Origin of the sequence: Escherichia sp. B1147 (assembly GCF_001660175.1) — a bacterium.
Lineage (GTDB): Bacteria > Pseudomonadota > Gammaproteobacteria > Enterobacterales > Enterobacteriaceae > Escherichia > Escherichia whittamii.
Window position 1 is genome coordinate 1 of the sequence record NZ_LFHY01000007.1, and the last position, 21,537, is coordinate 21,537.

Sequence of the window (21,537 nt, forward strand, 5' to 3'; positions counted from 1 at the left end):
GCCGACATTCATCGCAGTGGCAGCGGCGGCAACGGTGTAATGCTGATCGAGTACAAGCTGGGCAGCCTCGAGGCGAAACTCGGGGCTAAAATTGCGTCTGTTACGTCCGGTCATAATGTCACCTGTTTTGACTATGAGGTGATGATATCACCTCTATTCAGGTGGCCAAATTCACTATGCCACTACAATGATGGAAGTCAGCGAGGCGGTAAAGCGGAGCTACGCATAACGCATCTTAAAAAAAGCACGCTTCGTACAAAGTGTACATTAAAGCGTGCTTTTAATCATAATTACACATTTAAATGTAATCTAATTGTTTGATTCGTATTTGTATTTTATGTGATTTATTACTTATCTTCCTGCGGCATATGGCGGTAGATATAAATACCGCTTAACAGTGTGAAGATTAAGGTGAGGGCGGTCAGACCGAACACTTTGAAGTTGACCCAAATGTTTTGTGGTAGCCAGAATGCGATGTAGATATTCGCCAGGCCGCAAAGAATAAAGAAGACTGCCCAGGCCAGATTCAGTTTCGACCACACTGGCTGCGGTAGAGTGAGTTCTTTACCCAGCATCCGTTGAATCAGTGGCTTTTTCATTACCCATTGGCTAACCAACAAAGCACCGGCAAACAGAGCGTAAATGACAGTGACCTTCCATTTAATAAACTCATCATTGTGGAAGAACAGCGTCAGACCACCGAAAACGACCACCAGAACAAAGGTGATCAGGGCCATCTTCTCAACTTTCCGGAAGCGAACCCAGCTATAAATAAGCACAATCGCCGTGGCGACGATGAGCGCCGCAGTTGCCGCATAGATGTCATAAATTTTGTAGAACGCGAAGAAAACAACCAGCGGTAAAAAATCAAGAAACTGCTTCATTTTACGATTCCGTAATCAAATACTTCAGGTTATTGGCGAATCAACATGTACAGGCGGAACAGATAGATAAGCAATACGGCTGAAATCAGGTTGCTTAAGGTGTTCGCCAGTACGGCGCCAATTTCCGGGGTTAATGCGGCAAACGAAGAGGCAAACAGCAGCAACAGTGTTTTTGCCAGTAACCAGCTTAGTACTGCAGGTGCCACCAAACGCATATTCGCCCATGTCAGCCGCATACTGCTGCGCATAGAGGCGAAAACGCCCAATTTATCCTGCACCAACATCACCGGCGCCAGTGCCAGTAAAATGGCCATTAAAATTCCCGGAACGACCACCAGCATGATGCCAATCTGTACTAAAAGGGTAGTCAGAAAAATCAGAATAAATAACTTTGGCAATATCGGCGCACTGGCACCAATAGCTCGTAGCGCACTAACTCTCTGACCTGCAGACACCAGTTGGATAATTAATATTACGCCTCCGGCGAGAATGGCGTTACCGATTAATCCTGAAAAAGTGGACGCAGCGGAAGCTCGCAGCAAAATTTGTTGCTGTTCCGGGGACATATTTTGTACCAGATCGAACAACCCACCGCTGCCACTAACGGTCGCGCCGTCATTGAGCTGCGCAAGCTGTGCGTCACTGGGTGAGAAAACATGTCCTAACACCACTGTGATAAATGCACAAAGCAACGATACCAACAGAATGGTCATAAATTGATTACGGAAGAAATTTCCGGTGTCACGGTATACGGACTGCGCCGTGATAGACATGCACTCTCCTTGAGTTTTATGCAGGTGTTAATTAGCAGGCAATTGTACCCTGGTTATCCCTTCAGTGGCAGCATCACGACTTGTATGGAAAAGCATATCTTTGTAAAGCGCAGGTAATCCACAGCGGGCTTGGGCGCGATCACAGGATTTATTGCTTTCTCCAGACACGACAAATTCCTGGCAAGCAGAAGGGCTGTTTGCATAAATACCGCAACTTACCGCCTGCTTAAAAGGCCAATAAGCTAGCAAAAGAATATCTTCGGAGATGAAAAGCATTCAAATTGATTTGAATCACATTAACTAGGATATGCGATGCAACTTCTAAATTAATCCAGATCAATAAATGGTCATTTAGCGAATGGAGTGTGATCTGTGTAGGATCATTTGTTACTCCAATGTAGGTATATTCGTCACGTTTTTATAACCATAACGACGGAGCGAACATGAAAAAATTAACAGTGGCGGCATTGGCAGTCAGTACACTTCTCTCTGGTAGCGTCTATGCTCACGAAGCAGGCGAGTTTTTCATTCGTGCAGGTTCGGCAACGGTGCGTCCAACGGAAGGCGCGGATGGAACTCTGGGAAGTCTGGGTGGCTTTAGCGTGACCAATAACACCCAACTGGGGCTGACCTTCACTTATATGGCGACCGATAACATCGGCGTGGAATTGCTGGCGGCATCGCCGTTTCGTCATAAGGTTGGCACCGCCACAACCGGGGATATTGCGACAGTCCACCATTTACCGCCAACACTGATGGCACAATGGTATTTTGGTGATTCCGGCAGTAAATTCCGTCCTTACATTGGTGCGGGTATTAACTACACCACCTTTTTTAATAATGACTTCAATGACACCGGTGAAGGTCTTGGTTTATCCGACCTTAGTCTGAAGGATTCATGGGGCGTGGCGGGACAAGTAGGTCTGGATTATCTCATCAACCGTGACTGGTTACTTAATATGTCGGTCTGGTACATGGATATCGACACTGAGGTGAAATATAAATCCAATGGCGCAGTGCTGCCTGCAGGACGTTATTCTGACAACGTACGCCTCGACCCGTGGGTATTTATGTTCTCTGCGGGCTACCGCTTCTAATTTTTTACCATCAATGAACCGCCAGATGTTTTCTGGCGGTTTGTCCCAAATTAACTGCGTGTAGCTGCTTTCATCGGACGGACAAAATCTTTCAGTGCTTCCAGCATTTTTTCTGGCTGACTAATATGTTGCTCGATGATTTTAACAATCGCAGAACCCGAAATCGCGCCTGCGGCCCCTGCATCAATCGCTGCTTTTACCTGTTCCGGTGCTGAAATACCAAAGCCCTGCAATGGCGGCGCAGCATTGTACTCTTTCAGCTTTGTGACCAGATGATTGAGGGGTAACGCTGCGCGGTTTTCCGCTCCGGTCACGCCCGCTCGCGACAGTAAATAGGTGTAACCACGACCGAAAGACGCAATCTGGCGCAGCAAATCATCATCAGCATTCGGCGGGCAGATGAAGATAGGTGCGACGTTATGCCGCAACGCCGCCTGGCGGAAAGGCGCGGACTCTTCCACCGGCACGTCGGCAACCAGCACTGAATCGACGCCGACTTTTTCACATAGTGCGTAAAACTCATCAATGCCTTTGTTAAACACCAGGTTGACGTACATCAGCAGGCCGATGGGAATGGTCGGATGCTTTTGACGAATCAGTGCCAGCATTTCAAAACATTGTGCCGGGGTCACACCTGCGGCAAAAGCCCGCAGTGTAGCGTTTTGAATGGTCGGGCCATCGGCCAGCGGGTCAGAGAAGGGGATGCCTAACTCCAGCGCGTCGGCACCGGCTTCAATCAATGCGTCGATAATTTTCAGCGACTGCTCTACGCCCGGATCACCGAGGGTGACGAAAGGAACAAATGCGCCTTCTTTGCGCTCCTTCAACTGGGCAAACAGAGTTTCATAGCGTTCCATCAGATTTCCCCTCGAGCTTTCAAAATATCGTGAACGGTGAAGATGTCTTTATCGCCGCGACCGGAAAGGTTAACGACCAGCAGCTGCTCTTTTTCCGGGTCTTCGCGCATCATTTTTAGTGCGTGGGCCAGCGCGTGGGAGGATTCCAGCGCCGGGATAATCCCTTCGTGCAGGCAGAGCGTTTTAAAGGCTTCCAGTGCTTCATCATCGGTAATCGACACGTAATCAGCACGACCGATGCTGTTGAGATACGCATGTTGTGGGCCAACGGACGGGAAATCCAGCCCGGCGGAGATGGAGTAAGACTCTTCAATCTGCCCGTCTTCGGTCTGCATCATCGGCGCTTTCATGCCAAAATAGATGCCTACGCGACCATGTTTTAACGGTGCGCCGTGCTCGCCAGTTTCGATGCCGTGGCCGCCAGGCTCCACGCCAATCAGGCCGACATTAGTTTCGTTGATGAAATCAGCAAACATACCGATGGCATTCGAACCACCGCCAATACAGGCGATAACGGCATCAGGAAGGCGACCTTCTCTTTCCAGAATCTGCGCTTTCGTTTCTTCGCCAATCATCCGCTGGAACTCACGGACAATGGTCGGGTAAGGATGTGGACCGGCTGCGGTACCCAGCATGTAGTGCGCGGTTTCATAACTGCCGGACCAGTCGCGCAGCGCCTCGTTACAGGCATCTTTCAGCGTTGCGGAACCGCTATGTACGGGGATTACTTCCGCACCCATTAAGCGCATCCGGAAAACGTTGGGCGACTGACGCTCAACATCTTTGGCGCCCATATAAATTCGACATTTCAGGCCGAGCAGGGCGCTGGCAAGTGCCGATGCTACACCATGCTGACCGGCACCGGTTTCGGCGATGATTTCGGTTTTACCCATCCGCTTCGCCAGCAATGCCTGCCCCAGCACCTGGTTAGTTTTATGCGCGCCGCCGTGCAGTAAATCTTCGCGCTTCAGGTACAGCGTGGTGTTCGTACCAGCTGTAATGTTCTGGCATTTGGTCAGCGCGGTTGGACGTCCGGCATAGTTTTTCAAAAGGTCGTTGAACTGGGCCTGAAATTCAGGATCTTTTTGCGCGCTGACGAAAGCTTCTTCCAGCTGGCGCAGGGCAGGCATCAGGATTTGTGGCACGTACATGCCGCCAAACTCACCAAAATACGGGTTAAGTAATGTTGTCATTGTTCCTTTCCTTAATATGCGCGCAGCGTCTGGAAAACCGAGGCCAAAAGATGTGCATCTTTAATGCCCGGTTGTGACTCTACAGCAGAATTAAAATCAAGCCCGGCGCAGCCGGTTTGTGCCGCTTCCACGCAGTTATCTGCGCCTAAGCCACCCGCCAGCAGCACGTTGCCAAGCGATTGACCGTTTAACAGTGACCAGTCGAAACGTTGCCCGCTCCCGCCCAGGCCGTTGTCGAATACATATTTATCGACGTGCTGAAAATCGCGCGCGGGAAGCGTTTCACCGACGCTCAATGCTTTCCAGATGGCAATGTTTTCAGGCAGCGCGTCACGCAGTTCGTCGATATATTTCTGGTCCTCACTGCCATGCAGTTGTACTGCTGCCAGTGCCAGGGTCTTCGCTTTATCAACGACCTCACTGATATCGTGATTACGGAACACGCCGACATATTGCAACGGTGCCGCAGCTATCACTGCCTGCGCCTGTTCAACGCTGACGCAGCGAGGTGACGTTGTAACGAATATCAATCCACCGTAAATAGCGCCCGCGTCATAAGCGGCTCTGGCATCCTGTGGGCGAGTCAGGCCACACACTTTATTCTCACCCAGTAACACTCGACGCACGGCGGCGTTCAAATCATCATGGGCCATTAGCGCCGAACCAATCAGAAAGCCGTTAGCGAAGTGGCTTAACTCGCGCACCTGAGCATAAGTATTGATGCCGGATTCGCTGATTACCGTCACGTTGTGCCCTAGTTTCGGCGCAAGCTCGCGCGTGCGGTTGAGATCAATCGACAAATCACGCAGATCGCGGTTGTTGATGCCGACAACTTTTGCCCCCAGGGCGATGGCACGTTCCAGCTCCTCGTCATTACTGACTTCGGTCAGCACGCCCATCTCCAGACTGTGGGCGACGGCAGCAAGCTGGCGATATTGTTCGTCTTCCAGTACTGAAAGCATTAATAAGCAGGCATCGGCCTGGTAATAGCGCGCCAGATAGATCTGGTAAGGGTCGATAATAAAGTCTTTACATAAAATTGGCTGGGGCGCGATTTGGCTGACGATAGGGAGGAAATCAAAGCTCCCCTGGAAATATTTCTCATCGGTCAGCACCGAAATGGCCGAAGCGTAATGTTTATAAATCGAGGCAATGCGTGCCGGATCGAAATCATTACGGATCACACCTTTCGATGGTGATGCTTTTTTGCACTCGAGAATAAACGCGGTGCGTGCACCCTGTAGCGCATCATAAAAATGTCGCGTGCTCGGCTGAACCTCATTCTGAAAACTGGCTAGCGGTTGCTGCTGTTTGCGGGCTTCTACCCAAATCGCCTTGTCTGCGACGATTTTCGCTAAAACGGTTTGCATCATTTACCCTCGTGCCGCCAGTGCGGTGACTCTGTCGTAAGCGGAACCACTGCGCAGCACCTCAAGAACGGTTTGTGCATTGGCTTGCAGATCTTCATGGCCGTGCAGGCGCATTAACATGGCGACATTCGCCGCGACGGCTGCTTCATGGGCGGCGTCGCCTTTACCTTGTAACAAGCGTGTTAAAATGTCACGATTTTCTTCCGGTGTTCCGCCAGCGAGTTGCTCCTGGTGGTAAGGCGTCAGGCCAAAATCTTCCGCGGTCAGTTGATAGCTTTTAATTTCGCCATCATGAAGCTCTGCAACGATTGTCGGCGCGTGTAAGGAAACTTCGTCCATTCCGCCACTGTGCACCACTGCTGCGCGTTGATACCCCAGCACACGCAGGGTTTCAGCAATCGGCAGCACCAGTTCCGGGCTGTAGACACCAATTAATGCCAGCGGCGGATGTGCCGGGTTAATCAATGGCCCCAGCACATTGAACAGGGTGCGGGTTTTCAGTTGCTGGCGAACTGGCATTGCGTGGCGAAATCCGGTGTGATATTTCGGCGCAAAGAGAAAGCAGACGCCTAACTCGTCCAGTGCCTGGCGTGATTTATCTGCATTCATATCCAGGTTAATACCGAATGCCGCCAGCAGATCCGACGAACCAGATTTACTGGAGACGCTGCGGTTGCCGTGTTTCGCCACTTTCAGTCCACATGCCGCAGCGACAAAAGCACTGGCAGTAGAAATGTTGATACTGTTGCTGCCGTCACCGCCAGTACCGACGATATCGGCAAACAGATAATCCGGGCGCGGGAACGGCGCGGCGTTTTCCAGTAGCGCCGTTGCTGCTCCGGCGATTTCGTTCGGGTGCTCGCCGCGAATTTTCATGCTCACCAGCGCCGCCGCCAGTTGTTCCGGCTTCAGCTCGCCACGCACCACTGCTGAAAATAGCTGGTGGCTTTCCTGCTGGCTAAGGGTCTGCGCCTGATACAGTTTTTCCAGAATCGGTTGCAGCGTGTTGGTGGGCTCCAGCTTCTGTTGCGCCCAGGCCAGCGTTTGTTCCAGCAGGCGAGCGCCCTGAGTGGTGAGAATGGATTCCGGATGGAACTGGAATCCACAAACGCGATCTGCATCGTGACGCACCGCCATCACCATGCCATTAAAATGGGCGTTAATGGTTAAACCGGCCGGAATGTTACTGCCAACCAGCGAGTGATAACGCGCCACTGGCAGTGGGTTTGTCAATCCAGCAAACATCGCCTGACCGTCATGTTCAATGCTGGAGGCTTTGCCATGAAGAATTTCGCCCGCCTGACCGACATAACCACCGTAGGCTTCGACAATCGCCTGATGACCGAGGCAAATGCCAATAATTGGCAGCTTGCCGCGCAGGCGGGTGAGGAGTTCCGGCATACAACCGGCTTCGCTCGGCACGCCGGGGCCAGGGGAAAGCATCAGCACCGGATTGCTCATGGTCGCCAGACGTTCAATTAAGGTTTGCGCCGGAATATGGTTGCGGTAAATCACCACGTTATGACCATTGCTGCGCAACTGATCTGCCAGGTTGTAAGTAAAAGAGTCAATATTATCGAGCAGCAGAATGTCAGCCATCAGAAAGTCTCCTGTGCATGATGCGCGGTGGCGATAGCGCGCAGAACAGCGCGGGCTTTATTACGGGTTTCGTCGGCTTCCGACTGCGGAACAGAATCAAGGACAACACCAGCACCGGCTTGCACGGTGGCGACGCCGTTCTCCACCAGCGCCGAGCGAATCACAATGCAGGTGTCGAGATCGCCGTGCGCGGTGAAATAACCTACTGCGCCGCCGTAGCTGCCGCGTCGACGACCTTCCGCCTCGGCAATTAACTGCATGGCGCGCACTTTCGGCGCACCGCTTAACGTCCCCATATTCATACAGGCGCGGTAAGCGTGCAGGGCGTCAAGATCGTGGCGCAGCTCGCCGACCACGCGGGAGACGAGGTGCATCACATAGGAATAACGGTCTACTTTGGTGAGATCGGCTACGTAGCGACTGCCCGGAGTGCAAATGCGCGCCAGGTCATTTCGGGCGAGATCTACCAGCATCAGATGTTCTGAAAGTTCTTTATGGTCGGTACGCATTTCGAGTTCAATTCGGCTGTCGAGATCTCTGTCCAGTGAACCATCGGCGCGACGACCGCGTGGGCGTGTTCCGGCAATCGGGTAGATCTCAATCTGGCGGCTGGTGGCGTCATACTTGAGCGAGCTTTCCGGCGACGCGCCAAACAGGGTGAAATCATCATCCTGCATAAAGAACATATACGGGCTGGGGTTACTCTTTTTCAAAACATAATAGGCTGCCAGCGGTGACGGGCAGGGTAGTGAGAAACGGCGAGATGGCACGACCTGGAAAATTTCTCCGGCGCGAATCGCTTTTTGCAACGCACGTACTACACCACCAAACTCGTCATCGCTTTGATTGTATTCACAACGCATATGCGGCACGGAAACCACCGGCAGCGGTGGCGCGGCTTCGGTCAGTTGCTGGCGAAGTTCGTTCAGGCGAGCAGTGAGACGTTGTTTTTCTTCTTCATTTTGACCAAACAGGCTGGCCTGAATGCGGGTGCTTTTTTTCTGATGATCGATAACCATCAGCGTTTCAGCGAGATAAAAACAGAAATCAGGGCAGTTATTTTCCGCTGCCAGTTGCGGTAAATCTTCAAACCCAGCGACCAGGTCGTAAGAGAACAGGCCGCCAAAGAACATCGCTTCTCGTTCTTCCTTCGGTACATTCACCAGATCCTGCAACAAACGAAAAGCGTCAAATACCGAAAGGGAGCATAAGCGGGCATCTTCATCCAACAGCGAACTGACGGGCGGGAAGCGCAGCACACGGCAGTTTGGTAATTGTTCATTTTCCACACCCGCAGGCAGGGCGTTATCCAGCAGTGTCAGCAGGGCTTCGCCATTGCCGGAGAGTGCTTTAATTGTGACAGTGTCACCTAATGCTGTAATGCGCAGCGCACTGTCCACTAGCAGCAGGCTTTTTAAATCATCTTTGCTGTCGATATCTGCGGATTCCAGCAGCAGCGTTGCCGGACGATCCCCACACAACTGATGAAAAAGCGCGGTCGGGTTGTCGCGATAAGCGCCTTCGCAGGTTAACAGTTCGAGAGTCGGTTTTTGTGTTTGCATTGTTATTCTCTAATTTTGTTCAAAAAAAAGCCCGCTTATGAGGCGGGCTGGGTATCTGATTGCTTTACGCATAGTGAATACACTGCCCGTTTCAGGAAGTGCGCCACCAACCTTTCAGTACGAAAATCGCTTTCATTGTCGATACCCTTTTTACGTGAACTTGCGTACTAGTTAACTAGTTCGGTGATTAATTGTCAACAGCTCATTTCAGAATATTTGTCAGAACCGTTATGATGTCGGCGCAATAAACATTTTCCAAAACGGGAGTGCGCCTTGAGCGACACAAACTACGCAGTGATTTACGACCTGCACAGCCATACCACAGCTTCCGATGGCTGTCTGACACCAGAAGCGCTGGTACAACGTGCCGTAGACATGCGCGTTGGCACGCTGGCGATTACTGACCATGACACCACAGCAGCGATCGCACCAGCAAGAGAAGAAATTTCACGTTCGGGACTGGCACTGAATCTTATTCCTGGCGTGGAAATATCTACCGTCTGGGAAAATCATGAAATTCATATTGTCGGGCTGAATATTGATATTGCGCATCCGGAAATGTGTGAGTTCCTCGCGCAGCAGACAGAACGACGCAATCAGCGGGCGCAGTTAATCGCTGAAAGACTGGAAAAAGCGCAAATACCAGGTGCACTGGAAGGCGCGCAAAGACTGGCGCAGGGCGGTGCGGTGACGCGTGGCCATTTTGCTCGTTTCCTTGTGGAGTGCGGCAAAGCCAGCTCAGTGGCAGATGTCTTTAAAAAATATCTGGCGCGCGGGAAAACCGGATACGTTCCGCCACAGTGGTGTACAATAGAACAAGCTATTGATGTCATTCATCATTCTGGCGGTAAGGCGGTGCTTGCTCATCCTGGGCGGTACAATCTTAGTGCTAAATGGCTGAAAAGATTGGTTGCGCATTTTGCCGAACACCACGGCGACGCGATGGAAGTCGCGCAGTGCCAGCAATCGCCCAATGAACGTACCCAACTGGCGACACTTGCGCGTCAGCACCATTTATGGGCATCTCAAGGATCTGATTTTCATCAGCCGTGCCCGTGGATCGAACTGGGTCGTAAACTCTGGCTGCCCGCAGGCGTTGAAGGCGTCTGGCAGCTATGGGAACAGCCGCAGAACACCACAGAGAGGGAATTATGAGCCAGTTTTTTTATATTCATCCTGATAACCCGCAGCAACGTCTGATCAACCAGGCGGTGGAGATCGTGCGTAAAGGTGGGGTGATTGTTTATCCAACCGATTCCGGCTATGCACTTGGCTGTAAAATCGAAGATAAAAACGCCATGGAGCGTATTTGTCGTATTCGCCAGCTGCCGGACGGTCACAACTTTACCCTGATGTGTCGCGATCTATCTGAACTCTCGACCTATTCATTTGTGGATAACGTTGCGTTCCGCCTGATGAAAAACAACACGCCGGGCAACTACACCTTCATCCTGAAGGGGACGAAAGAGGTGCCGCGCCGCCTGTTACAGGAAAAACGTAAAACCATCGGCATGCGCGTGCCGTCAAACCCCATCGCCCAGGCATTACTTGAGGTGCTGGGTGAACCGATGCTTTCCACTTCGTTAATGCTGCCGGGAAGCGAATTTACTGAATCCGATCCGGAAGAAATTAAAGACCGTCTGGAAAAACAGGTGGATTTAATTATTCATGGCGGCTATCTCGGACAGAAACCGACAACGGTTATTGATCTCACCGATGATACGCCAGTCGTGGTGCGTGAAGGCGTAGGTGATGTGAAGCCTTTCTTATAAAAAATTGCGTTCCACGGATGGAAGATTATGGCAGGGACATTTCGCTGCATTTTGCTGTTAATCGTTGGGCTGATTTTCTCTTCGTTGAGTCATGCGAAAAACACGGAGATCCCTTCTTATGAAGAAGGGATCTCACTTTTTGATGTTGAGGCCACCATGCAACCTGATGGGGTGCTCGACATTAAAGAGAACATTCATTTTCAGGCAAGAAATCAGCAGATTAAGCACGGATTTTATCGTGATTTGCCGCGATTATGGATGCAGCCTGATGGTGACGCTGCACTGCTAAACTATCGCATTATTGGCGTCACTCGTGATGGTATGCCTGAACCCTGGCAACTCGACTGGCATATTGGGTTGATGAGTATTGTTGTGGGTGATAAGCAGCGTTTCTTGCCGCAAGGCGATTATCACTATCAAATTCATTACCAGGTTGAAAATGCTTTCCTGCATGAGGGTGATTCTGACCTGCTTATCTGGAACGTGACCGGTAATAACTGGCCATTTGAAATCTATAAGACCCGATTTTCGCTCAAGTTACCTAATATTGCAGGTAATCCATTTAGGGAAATCGATCTCTTTACCGGAGATGAGGGCGAAACATATCGAAATGGCCGCATCCTTGAGGATGGAAGAATTGAATCGCGCGATCCGTTTTATCGTGAAGATTTCACTGTACTCTACCGTTGGCCTCATGCCTTACTGGATAATGCCCCGGCACAACACACGACGAATATTTTTAGCCATCTTTTTTTGCCCTCAACATCGTCTCTTATCATTTGGTTACCGTGTCTGTTACTGGCGTGTGGATGGTTATATCTGTGGAAATGCAGGCCGCAATTTACGCCGGTGAATGTGAGTGAAACTGAAACCATTCCTCCAGATTACACGCCTGGCATGTTGCGCCTTGATGCAAAACGGGTTTATGACGACAAAGGTTTTTGTGCCGATATTGTAAATCTGATCGTGAAAGGAAAAATTTATCTGGAGGATCAGCATGACAAAAACCAGCAAACCCTGGTTCGTGTTAATGAAGGCGCTACCAGAAATAATGCGGTATTACTGCCCGCAGAGCAGTTATTACTGGAGGCGTTATTTCGCAAAGGCGACAAGATAATTCTCGCTGGTGGACGAAACAGAGTATTACGCAGAGCATTTTTACGGATGCAGAAATTTTATCTGCCACGTAAAAGGTCTTCGTTTTACCGACCTGATGCGTTTTTGCAATGGGGCGGACTGGCGATATTGGCGGTCATTCTCTATGGAAACCTGAGTCCCGTAGGCTGGGCAGGTATGAGCGTGGTGGCAGATATGTTTATCATGACCTGCTGGTTTCTTCCTTATTTGTTTTGTTCCCTTGAGCTTTTGTTTGCCCGCGATGATGACAAACCTTGTGTTAATCGTGTAATCATCACGTTGTTTTTACCATTGATTTGTTCAGGCGTGGCTTTCTATTCTCTCTACATCAATGTCGGAGATGTGTTCTTTTACTGGTATATGCCAGCCGGTTATTTTAGCGCCGTTTTCCTGACGGGGTATCTCACCGCCCTGGGGTATATTTTTCTGCCACAGTTTACACAAACTGGGCAGCAACGTTATGCCCACGGCGAGGCTATCGTTAACTATCTTGCGCGTAAAGAGGCGGCAACGCACAGTGGGCGGCGGCGGAAAGGGGAAACACGGAAACTGGATTACACGTTGTTAGGTTGGGCGGTTTCGGCAAACCTTGGCAGAGAATGGGCCGCACGTATCACTCCGTCACTTACAGCGGCAGTTCGCGCTCCGGAAATTGCCCGTAGCGGTGTTTTATTCTCATTACAGATGCACCTGAGTGTGGGGGCCAATACCAGTTTGCTGGGGCGAAGTTATTCCGGTGGTGGTGCTGGCGGCGGCGCAGGTGGCGGAGGCGGTGGTGGCTGGTAATCAAGCTGATGTTAATCGAAACAAGCTTTAACCATAAAGATAGTGTAGTATGTTGCGCCTCAAAGCCAGGTCAGTTAAAACGTCGAGTTGTTTACTAAGGCCTGAAGAGTTCAAACAGACTTTACTATCAGTGGGTCAGATGTACGTTCTGACTCACTGTTGCACAAAAGAATATCAGACGCCTGGGAAGGCGACACCAAAAGGAAGCTCAATGAGCGAAAAGTTACAGAAAGTGCTGGCGCGTGCCGGCCACGGTTCTCGCCGTGAAATCGAATCTATTATTGAAGCCGGTCGTGTGAGTGTCGATGGCAAAATTGCTAAACTCGGCGATCGCGTTGAAGTTACCCCTGGGCTGAAAATTCGTATCGATGGTCACCTGATTTCGGTACGCGAGTCCGCTGAACAAATTTGTCGTGTTCTGGCCTATTACAAGCCAGAAGGTGAGTTGTGTACACGTAATGACCCGGAAGGGCGTCCAACGGTGTTTGACCGTCTGCCAAAGCTGCGTGGAGCACGCTGGATTGCCGTAGGTCGTCTGGACGTTAACACCTGTGGTCTGTTGCTGTTCACCACCGACGGTGAACTGGCAAACCGTTTAATGCATCCAAGCCGTGAAGTTGAACGTGAATATGCCGTGCGTGTATTTGGTCAGGTTGACGACGCGAAACTGCGTGATTTAAGCCGCGGCGTGCAGCTGGAAGATGGTCCGGCAGCATTTAAAACCATCAAGTTCAGCGGTGGCGAAGGGATTAACCAGTGGTATAACGTCACGCTGACTGAAGGACGTAACCGCGAAGTTCGTCGTCTTTGGGAAGCGGTTGGTGTGCAGGTAAGCCGCCTGATCCGTGTACGTTACGGTGATATTCCACTGCCGAAAGGTCTGCCACGCGGCGGCTGGACTGAGCTGGATCTCGCTCAGACAAACTATCTGCGTGAACTGGTGGAACTGCCGCCAGAAAGCAGCTCTAAAGTCGCCGTAGAAAAAGATCGTCGTCGCATGAAGGCGAATCAAATTCGACGTGCGGTGAAACGTCATAGCCAGGTGAGCGGCGGCCGTCGTTCTGGCGGACGTAATAATAACGGTTAATTTAATATAAGTATAAAATAAAGGCCCTGCGGGGCCTTTCTTCATTTGAAGCATGATAAATAGTCGCAGTATTTTAATTTAATTTCATACTTGCTTATGAATAATGCCCGGAAATAGCCACATTACTATTTAATTATCTGAGATAAACTCAACGTCAAGAGGTGGGTTATGATTAGATATAGTGGAATATTTCTATCACTGTTAATGCTTTCAGGTTGTGCAACTGAAGCATTGAAAAACGAACAAGCTGAAACTGTTATTACTGCAGGTAACAAAGCGGTAGCGGCGAATGCAAGTTTCTTTAAACAATACTATGCTTCTCGTGAAAACTTCCTTGTTAATTTTTATGCGACTAATCCGGATTGTGCACTGCGACCTGATTATACCATAGGTATAGGGGGGATGGTAATGGCGGAAAATTATGCCAGCGTCCAGGGCCAAATACAGAAAAAGTACAATTAGTCCCTTTCGAGAAAGAAAAATTGCTGGCTTCAATGGAAGTCATTAATAGCATGAGTGCTTATGTGGAACTTCTGACTGAGGATATGGCAACTTCAGAAAGTCAGCAAGTAGCATTACTTAAACAGGCTCTGGATCACGCAAACAACGCACAAACACTACTTGGTGTTTCACATAGCAAAGATTTAGCGCAATCTGCAGCAGCGGTTAAAGATTTAGTAAATTATTTCAATGAGTTATATATAATAAGGGTTAATTCTGGGAAAATAGGTAAAACGGTAGATGAAAACTGGGTAAGACTTATAAAGAACATGACAGTTTTGCGCAATGATATTTATACAAAAAGCAATGAGATTGAAAATTACACCTTTGCGAATGTGCATGATAATATGTTTTATTATAATACGGCGTCTAAAAATTCTAAGAATACAGAGTTTAACACTCTGAAAAACAGGAAAGAGTTTCTAAGTTCAGTAATCAATGTGAATGAAACCAGGCTACAGGCATCGGCGCCTGCCATGCCCGCGATTGAGGCTTTAAATGCTTTTATAGATAAGGGTGACTATCTGAAAAAGCTATACGTTAATAAAACACGCACGGCAGCTGAACAAAAAAGATTAAATGAAATATTACGCGCACAGGTCATTAGTGGGTTAAAGGCGTCTGAGGGGGTGGCAAAATTACTTGTTGCCAGCGGAATAATGTTATAGGAGGCTTTTTATGAACGATGTGCAAAATCGTAGAATACTGGCATTACTCGACATGCTGTATAATACCCTGGGCAATAAAACTACATGCAATGTTTGTCATAAATATTTTATCCTTATCCTCGAAGTTATGAACAACCTGACGATTAACTATGGTACTGAAACTTCACCAGAGTTAACCGGGATAAATTATGGCGATGCTAATGCGTTAATTACTGAACTGATATTATTTATTGAAGATGTTGACGCTGAGAATCATGAAGCATATCCGGGACATTTGAATGAGATTAAACGCATTTTGAATTTCGCTATTGCCGCTTGAATATAGTTATGATTAAAGCACCTCAAGAGGCTTCTTTTGAGGTGCTTTCGCTTAGTAATCAATCCCTATCTGCGCTTTTACGCCAGCATCAAATGCATGTTTCACGGGGCGTAACTCACTTACCGTATCCGCCAGTTCGAGTATATCCCGATGACAGCCTCGACCCGTAATAATGACGGTTTGCTGATGTGGACGTTCATTTAACGCCTGAATCACTTCTTCTGGTGGCAAATAGTCATACGCCACCATATACGTCAGCTCATCGAGCAAAACCATATCCAGTGAAGAATCTGCCAGCATCCGTTTGGCATGTTGCCAGACTTCGCGGCAGGCGGCGGTATCAGACTCGCGATTCTGCGTATCCCAGGTAAAGCCCGTTGCCATCACCTGAAACTCGACGCCATGTGGCTCCAGCAGATTGCGCTCGCCGTTAGGCCAGGTACCTTTAATAAACTGCACGACGCCCACTTTTTTACCATGGCCAACTGCGCGAGTTGCGGTACCAAATGCCGCGGTGGTTTTGCCTTTTCCATTGCCGGTAAAGACGATGACAATGCCACGCTCATCCTGCGCTTGCGCCACGCGAGCATCAACTTTCTCTTTAACACGCTGCTGACGCTGTTGGTAGCGTTCATCACTCATTGGGAAATTCCTGGTTTGCGGCCCGGTTGGGCGTCAAAGGTCATGCCGGTTTTACGGCGGCTGTCATCGCCCATCAGCCATAAATAGAGTGGCATGATATCGGCGGGTGTTTTGAGTTTCTGTGGATCTTCGGTGGGGAAAGCACTGGCACGCATTGCAGTACGTGTACCGCCCGGGTTAATGCAGTTCACACGCAGGCGCTGCTGATATTCATCGGCCAGCACTTGCATCATTCCTTCGGTGGCAAATTTCGACACTGCATATGCGCCCCAGTTGGCACGCCCCTGGCGCCCAACGCTTGATGAGGTGAAGACCAGCGAACCGGCGTCCGATTTGAGTAATAAAGGAAGCAGTGCCTGGGTGAGCATAAAGGTAGCATTAACGTTGACTTGCATAACGTCCTGCCAGACCTGCGGATTTTGCTCGCGCATTGGGCAAACGTCGCCAAGCAATCCGGCATTATGCAGAACGCCATCCAGACGCGGATAATTAACAGCAATGCGCTGTGCCAGTTGTTGGCAGTCTTCGGACGTACAGGTCAGCAAATCGAGAATAAACCACTGCGGCTGGCGTCCTGTCTCTTCGAACATGCTCTGGGCCACCTGACGTAATTTTTCTTCGTTACGGCCCAGCAGAATGACCGTCGCGCCATAGCGCGCATAAGTTAAAGCGGCTTCACGACCAATGCCGTCGCTGGCGCCTGTCACCAGGATTATACGATCATTGAGTAAATCTTGTTTTGGTTGGTAATGCATGGCTACTCCCCGACGACATCAACAGTCGCGCTGCCAGTGTACTTTATGACTTTGGGGTTTTATGCCTGAAACAGAAGGGCATTTCAATCAGCCTGGGGCGATAACGCCGCAAAATGAATACTTTGTCATACTTTCTCGTCAAGAATATCTCTGCGAGACGGCTTAACATGCCTGTTGTAAACTGTGAAGCAAAGCGTTGTTTAACCAAGGTGGGACTCGTGGAATTGTTGTCTGAATATGGTTTGTTTTTGGCGAAAATTGTCACTGTTGTGGTGGCGATTGCGGCTGTTGCCGCCATTATTGTCAATGTTGCTCAACGTAATAAACGCCAGCGTGGCGAGTTACGGGTTAACAATCTCAGCGAACAATATAAGGAGATGAAAGAAGAACTGGCAGCAGCGTTGATGGACCCGCATCAGCAAAAGCAGTGGCACAAAGCGCAGAAGAAAAAGCACAAGCAAGAAGCGAAGGCAGCGAAAGCAAAAGCCAAACTGGGCGAGGTGGCAGCCGAAAACAAGCCACGTGTCTGGGTGCTGGATTTCAAAGGCAGTATGGATGCCCATGAAGTGAATGCGCTACGTGAAGAGGTCACAGCGGTTCTCGCGGCATTTAAACCGCAGGATCAGGTCGTTCTGCGTCTGGAAAGCCCCGGCGGCATGGTACATGGTTACGGTCTGGCGGCTTCACAGTTGCAGCGTCTGCGCGATAAAAATATTCCTTTAACCGTTACGGTAGACAAAGTGGCTGCCAGCGGCGGTTACATGATGGCCTGTGTGGCGGATAAAATTGTTTCAGCGCCATTTGCAATTGTTGGCTCCATTGGTGTTGTGGCGCAAATGCCCAACTTTAACCGATTCCTGAAAAGCAAAGACATTGATATCGAACTACACACTGCCGGGCAATATAAGCGCACGCTGACATTGCTGGGTGAAAATACAGAAGAAGGGCGCGAGAAATTCCGCGAAGAACTGAACGAAACGCATCAGTTATTTAAAGATTTTGTGAAGCGTATGCGTCCGTCTCTGGACATTGAACAGGTGGCAACCGGTGAACACTGGTACGGACAACAGGCGATAGAGAAAGGCCTGGTTGACGAAATCAACACCAGTGATGAAGTGATCCTTAGCCTGATGGAAGGGCGTGAAGTGGTCAATGTGCGCTATATGCAGCGTAAACGGTTAATCGACCGATTCACCGGCAGCGCAGCAGAGAGCGCCGACCGATTGTTGCTACGCTGGTGGCAACGCGGGCAAAAGCCGTTGATGTAAAAGATAAACGCGAGGGTAAAACCTCGCGTTTTGCTTTAATCGACCAGATGGTATTTTTCCGAGAGCACATGAGCCAGGTGTTTGAACATATTAAACACCGCGGTGCTTTTCGCTGTCGGCAATCCTTGTTCATCTAAAAAATAATCGCCGCTAAACACCAGCACGCCATTACGCTGCGTGACGCTGGTGGCTTCAATCCCTGCGAGCGTATCCTCATGCTCACGAATGATTTTGTTAGCCTCTTTCAACAGCGTTTCGCGGTCGATGGGTTGTGTCTCTTTGTTCATTATTTACTCCTTAAACAAGGACATTAGTCTACGCCAGGCATGGCTTTCAGACAAATATACCACGCTGACGGCAAGAGCGCCTTACTGGCAACTTTGGATTTTGCATGCTAATAAAGTTGCGTAACGGATTTTATCAGGTACAGTGTGACGCTTTCGTCAATCTGGCAATAGATTTGCTTGACATTCGACCAAAATTACGTCGTGCTATAGCGCCTGTAGGCCAAGACCTGTTAACTCAGTCACCTGAATTTTCGTGAACAGAGTCACGACAAGGGGTTGATATCCGCAGAGAGCGAGTCCATATCGGTAACTCGTTGCCAGTGGAAGGTTTATCAATGTGCGACGCATTCCTGGAAGAATCAAATTAGGTAAGGTGAATATGGGTAAAGCTCTTGTCATCGTTGAGTCCCCGGCAAAAGCCAAAACGATCAACAAGTATCTGGGTAGTGACTACGTGGTGAAATCCAGCGTCGGTCATATCCGCGATTTGCCGACCAGTGGCTCAACTGCCAAAAAGAGTGCCGACTCTACCTCCACCAAGACGGCTAAAAAGCCTAAAAAGGATGAACGTGGCGCTCTCGTCAACCGTATGGGGGTTGACCCGTGGCACAATTGGGAGGCGCACTATGAAGTGTTGCCAGGTAAAGAGAAGGTCGTCTCTGAACTGAAACAACTGGCTGAAAAAGCCGACCACATCTATCTCGCAACCGACCTTGACCGCGAAGGGGAAGCCATTGCATGGCACCTGCGGGAAGTGATTGGTGGTGATGATGCACGCTATAGCCGAGTGGTATTTAACGAAATTACTAAAAACGCGATTCGTCAGGCATTTAACAAGCCAGGTGAGCTGAATATCGATCGTGTTAATGCCCAGCAGGCGCGTCGCTTTATGGACCGCGTGGTGGGTTATATGGTTTCTCCGCTGCTGTGGAAAAAAATTGCTCGCGGTCTGTCTGCAGGGCGTGTGCAATCAGTGGCGGTCCGCCTGGTGGTCGAACGTGAGCGTGAAATTAAAGCGTTCGTACCGGAAGAGTTCTGGGAAGTTGATGCCAGCACGACCACGCCATCCGGCGAAGCATTGGCTTTGCAGGTAACCCATCAGAATGACAAACCGTTCCGTCCGGTCAATAAAGAACAAACTCAGGCTGCGGTAAGTCTGCTGGAAAAAGCGCGCTATAGCGTGCTTGAACGTGAAGACAAACCGACAACCAGTAAGCCTGGCGCTCCTTTTATTACCTCCACGCTGCAACAGGCTGCCAGCACCCGTCTTGGTTTTGGCGTGAAAAAAACCATGATGATGGCGCAGCGTCTGTATGAAGCAGGCTATATCACTTACATGCGTACCGACTCCACTAACCTGAGTCAGGACGCGGTAAATATGGTTCGCAGTTATATCAGCGATAATTTTGGTAATAAATATCTGCCGGAAAGCCCGAATCAGTACGCCAGCAAAGAAAACTCACAGGAAGCGCACGAAGCGATTCGTCCTTCTGACGTCAATGTGATGGCGGAATCGCTGAAGGATATGGAAGCGGACGCACAGAAACTTTACCAGTTAATCTGGCGTCAGTTCGTTGCCTGTCAGATGACCCCGGCGAAATATGATTCCACCACGCTGACCGTTGGTGCAGGCGATTTCCGCCTGAAAGCACGCGGACGTATTCTGCGTTTTGATGGCTGGACGAAAGTGATGCCTGCGCTGCGTAAAGGCGATGAAGATCGTATTTTACCGGCAGTCGATAAAGGCGATGCTCTGACGCTTGTTGAACTGACTCCGGCACAGCACTTTACCAAGCCGCCAGCCCGTTTCAGCGAAGCTTCGCTGGTTAAAGAGCTGGAAAAACGCGGGATCGGTCGTCCGTCTACCTATGCGTCGATTATTTCGACCATCCAGGACCGCGGCTATGTGCGAGTGGAAAACCGTCGATTCTATGCAGAAAAAATGGGTGAAATCGTCACCGATCGCCTGGAAGAAAATTTCCGCGAATTAATGAATTACGACTTCACCGCGCAGATGGAAAACAGCCTCGACCAGGTGGCAAATCACGAAGCAGAATGGAAAGCCGTGCTGGATCACTTCTTCTCGGATTTCACCCAGCAACTTGATAAAGCGGAAAAAGATCCGGAAGAGGGCGGTATGCGTCCGAACCAGATGGTTCTGACCAGCATTGACTGCCCGACCTGTGGCCGCAAAATGGGTATTCGCACCGCCAGCACCGGGGTATTCCTTGGCTGTTCAGGCTATGCGCTGCCGCCGAAAGAGCGTTGCAAAACCACCATTAACCTGGTGCCGGAAAACGAAGTACTGAACGTACTGGAAGGCGAAGACGCTGAAACTAACGCCCTGCGCGCAAAACGTCGTTGCCCGAAATGCGGCACGGCGATGGACAGCTATCTCATCGATCCGAAACGGAAGTTGCATGTTTGTGGTAATAACCCAACCTGCGATGGTTACGAGATCGAAGAGGGCGAATTCCGTATTAAAGGTTATGACGGCCCGATCGTTGAGTGTGAAAAATGTGGCTCTGAAATGCACCTGAAAATGGGGCGTTTCGGTAAATACATGGCCTGCACCAACGAAGAGTGTAAAAACACGCGTAAGATTTTACGTAACGGCGAAGTGGCACCACCGAAAGAAGATCCGGTACCGCTGCCAGAATTAGCGTGCGAAAAATCGGATGCTTATTTCGTGCTGCGTGACGGCGCTGCAGGCGTGTTCCTTGCAGCCAACACCTTCCCGAAATCTCGAGAAACGCGTGCGCCGCTGGTGGAAGAGCTTTATCGCTTCCGCGACCGTCTGCCGGAAAAACTGCGTTATCTGGCGGATGCGCCGCAGCAGGATCCAGACGGTAATAAGACAATGGTTCGCTTTAGCCGTAAAACCAAACAGCAATATGTCTCTTCGGAAAAAGACGGAAAGGCAACTGGCTGGTCAGCATTTTATGTTGATGGCAAATGGGTCGAAGGGAAAAAATAACCT

Annotated in this window: 20 protein-coding genes, 2 pseudogenes and 1 other annotated feature; of the genes and pseudogenes, 9 read left to right on the forward strand and 13 right to left on the reverse strand. The window is 49.9% G+C overall.

Features of this window, described 5'->3' with window-relative positions; genetic code table 11:
- The 4 genes and pseudogenes from A9180_RS06380 to A9180_RS24710 form a co-directional block, all read right to left on the reverse strand.
- Window positions 1-114: IS3 family transposase (locus tag A9180_RS06380; RefSeq protein ID WP_074399464.1), on the reverse strand; the 114-nt coding region annotated here is incomplete at its 3' end.
- A 233-nt stretch (window positions 115-347) separates the two neighbouring features.
- Window positions 348-884, reverse strand: coding sequence for a septation protein A (locus A9180_RS06385; RefSeq protein WP_029696404.1), 537 nt, complete (start codon window positions 882-884; stop codon window positions 348-350).
- Between the two features lie 29 nt (window positions 885-913).
- Window positions 914-1,657, reverse strand: a complete 744-nt coding sequence (locus A9180_RS06390) for a YciC family protein (protein ID WP_064527187.1) — start codon at window positions 1,655-1,657, stop codon at window positions 914-916.
- Window positions 1,658-1,684: 27 nt separating this feature from the next.
- A pseudogene (locus tag A9180_RS24710) lies at window positions 1,685-1,876 on the reverse strand (YkgJ family cysteine cluster protein); the annotation flags it as partial.
- A gap of 224 nt (window positions 1,877-2,100) precedes the next feature.
- On the opposite strand from A9180_RS24710, the gene ompW reads away from it, so the two are divergent.
- Window positions 2,101-2,754: an outer membrane protein OmpW gene (ompW, locus tag A9180_RS06395; protein ID WP_064527188.1), complete on the forward strand. Its 654-nt coding sequence runs from the start codon at window positions 2,101-2,103 to the stop codon at window positions 2,752-2,754.
- 50 nt (window positions 2,755-2,804) lie between these two features.
- On the opposite strand, the gene trpA is transcribed toward ompW, so the two are convergent.
- The 6 genes from trpA to trpL form a co-directional block, all read right to left on the reverse strand.
- Window positions 2,805-3,611 carry a tryptophan synthase subunit alpha gene (trpA, locus tag A9180_RS06400; protein ID WP_064527190.1) on the reverse strand — a complete coding sequence of 269 codons (807 nt, stop codon included), beginning with the start codon at window positions 3,609-3,611 and terminating at the stop codon, window positions 2,805-2,807.
- On the reverse strand, window positions 3,611-4,804 hold the full coding sequence (gene trpB, locus A9180_RS06405; RefSeq protein ID WP_064527192.1) for a tryptophan synthase subunit beta: 1,194 nt from the start codon (window positions 4,802-4,804) through the stop codon (window positions 3,611-3,613). The genes trpA and trpB overlap by 1 nt, the downstream gene beginning before the upstream one ends.
- Window positions 4,805-4,815: 11 nt before the next feature.
- A complete protein-coding gene (gene trpCF, locus A9180_RS06410; protein WP_074399465.1) occupies window positions 4,816-6,177 on the reverse strand; it encodes a bifunctional indole-3-glycerol-phosphate synthase TrpC/phosphoribosylanthranilate isomerase TrpF in 1,362 nt (453 codons plus the stop codon).
- Window positions 6,178-7,773, reverse strand: a complete 1,596-nt coding sequence (gene trpD, locus A9180_RS06415) for a bifunctional anthranilate synthase glutamate amidotransferase component TrpG/anthranilate phosphoribosyltransferase TrpD (protein WP_000763524.1) — start codon at window positions 7,771-7,773, stop codon at window positions 6,178-6,180. It abuts the gene before it with no gap.
- Window positions 7,773-9,335 carry an anthranilate synthase component I gene (trpE, locus tag A9180_RS06420; RefSeq protein WP_064527194.1) on the reverse strand — a complete coding sequence of 521 codons (1,563 nt, stop codon included), beginning with the start codon at window positions 9,333-9,335 and terminating at the stop codon, window positions 7,773-7,775. Before trpE ends, trpD begins: the two co-directional genes overlap by 1 nt.
- 21 nt (window positions 9,336-9,356) lie before the next feature.
- Window positions 9,357-9,450 (reverse strand) — a sequence feature (Trp leader region).
- A complete protein-coding gene (trpL, locus tag A9180_RS22645; RefSeq protein ID WP_001700591.1) occupies window positions 9,427-9,471 on the reverse strand; it encodes a trp operon leader peptide in 45 nt (14 codons plus the stop codon). (Overlaps the previous feature by 24 nt.)
- A 137-nt stretch (window positions 9,472-9,608) precedes the next feature.
- Between trpL and rnm the strand changes: the two genes are divergently transcribed.
- The 6 genes and pseudogenes from rnm to A9180_RS06450 all read left to right on the forward strand — a co-directional run bounded on the left by rnm (window position 9,609) and on the right by A9180_RS06450 (window position 15,605).
- Window positions 9,609-10,490 (forward strand): RNase RNM, encoded by an 882-nt coding sequence (gene rnm / locus A9180_RS06425; protein ID WP_064527196.1) that lies wholly within the window; start codon window positions 9,609-9,611, stop codon window positions 10,488-10,490.
- Window positions 10,487-11,107 (forward strand): L-threonylcarbamoyladenylate synthase, encoded by a 621-nt coding sequence (locus A9180_RS06430; protein WP_001516499.1) that lies wholly within the window; start codon window positions 10,487-10,489, stop codon window positions 11,105-11,107. The genes rnm and A9180_RS06430 overlap by 4 nt, the downstream gene beginning before the upstream one ends.
- A 27-nt stretch (window positions 11,108-11,134) precedes the next feature.
- A complete protein-coding gene (locus tag A9180_RS06435; protein ID WP_064527197.1) occupies window positions 11,135-13,030 on the forward strand; it encodes a DUF2207 domain-containing protein in 1,896 nt (631 codons plus the stop codon).
- A gap of 211 nt (window positions 13,031-13,241) precedes the next feature.
- Window positions 13,242-14,117 (forward strand): 23S rRNA pseudouridine(2605) synthase RluB, encoded by an 876-nt coding sequence (gene rluB, locus A9180_RS06440; protein ID WP_064527198.1) that lies wholly within the window; start codon window positions 13,242-13,244, stop codon window positions 14,115-14,117.
- 168 nt (window positions 14,118-14,285) lie between these two features.
- Window positions 14,286-15,286: pseudogene (locus A9180_RS06445) on the forward strand (hypothetical protein).
- A gap of 10 nt (window positions 15,287-15,296) precedes the next feature.
- Window positions 15,297-15,605 (forward strand): hypothetical protein, encoded by a 309-nt coding sequence (locus A9180_RS06450; protein WP_064527199.1) that lies wholly within the window; start codon window positions 15,297-15,299, stop codon window positions 15,603-15,605.
- Between the two features lie 51 nt (window positions 15,606-15,656).
- On the opposite strand, the gene cobO is transcribed toward A9180_RS06450, so the two are convergent.
- Both cobO and A9180_RS06460 read right to left on the reverse strand, forming a co-directional pair.
- The gene (gene cobO, locus A9180_RS06455; protein ID WP_064527201.1) at window positions 15,657-16,247 is read right to left on the reverse strand and encodes a cob(I)yrinic acid a,c-diamide adenosyltransferase; all 591 of its coding nucleotides are present in this window, start codon (window positions 16,245-16,247) and stop codon (window positions 15,657-15,659) included.
- Window positions 16,244-17,002, reverse strand: coding sequence for a YciK family oxidoreductase (locus A9180_RS06460; RefSeq protein ID WP_064527203.1), 759 nt, complete (start codon window positions 17,000-17,002; stop codon window positions 16,244-16,246). The genes cobO and A9180_RS06460 overlap by 4 nt, the downstream gene beginning before the upstream one ends.
- Window positions 17,003-17,220: 218 nt before the next feature.
- Here A9180_RS06460 and sohB point away from each other — a divergent pair, with 218 nt between their 5' ends.
- The gene (gene sohB, locus A9180_RS06470; protein ID WP_064527207.1) at window positions 17,221-18,270 is read left to right on the forward strand and encodes a protease SohB; all 1,050 of its coding nucleotides are present in this window, start codon (window positions 17,221-17,223) and stop codon (window positions 18,268-18,270) included.
- Between the two features lie 35 nt (window positions 18,271-18,305).
- On the opposite strand, the gene A9180_RS06475 is transcribed toward sohB, so the two are convergent.
- Window positions 18,306-18,557: a YciN family protein gene (locus A9180_RS06475; protein ID WP_064527209.1), complete on the reverse strand. Its 252-nt coding sequence runs from the start codon at window positions 18,555-18,557 to the stop codon at window positions 18,306-18,308.
- A gap of 379 nt (window positions 18,558-18,936) precedes the next feature.
- Between A9180_RS06475 and topA the strand changes: the two genes are divergently transcribed.
- On the forward strand, window positions 18,937-21,534 hold the full coding sequence (topA, locus tag A9180_RS06485) for a type I DNA topoisomerase (RefSeq protein ID WP_064527215.1): 2,598 nt from the start codon (window positions 18,937-18,939) through the stop codon (window positions 21,532-21,534).
- Window positions 21,535-21,537 lie beyond the last annotated feature (3 nt).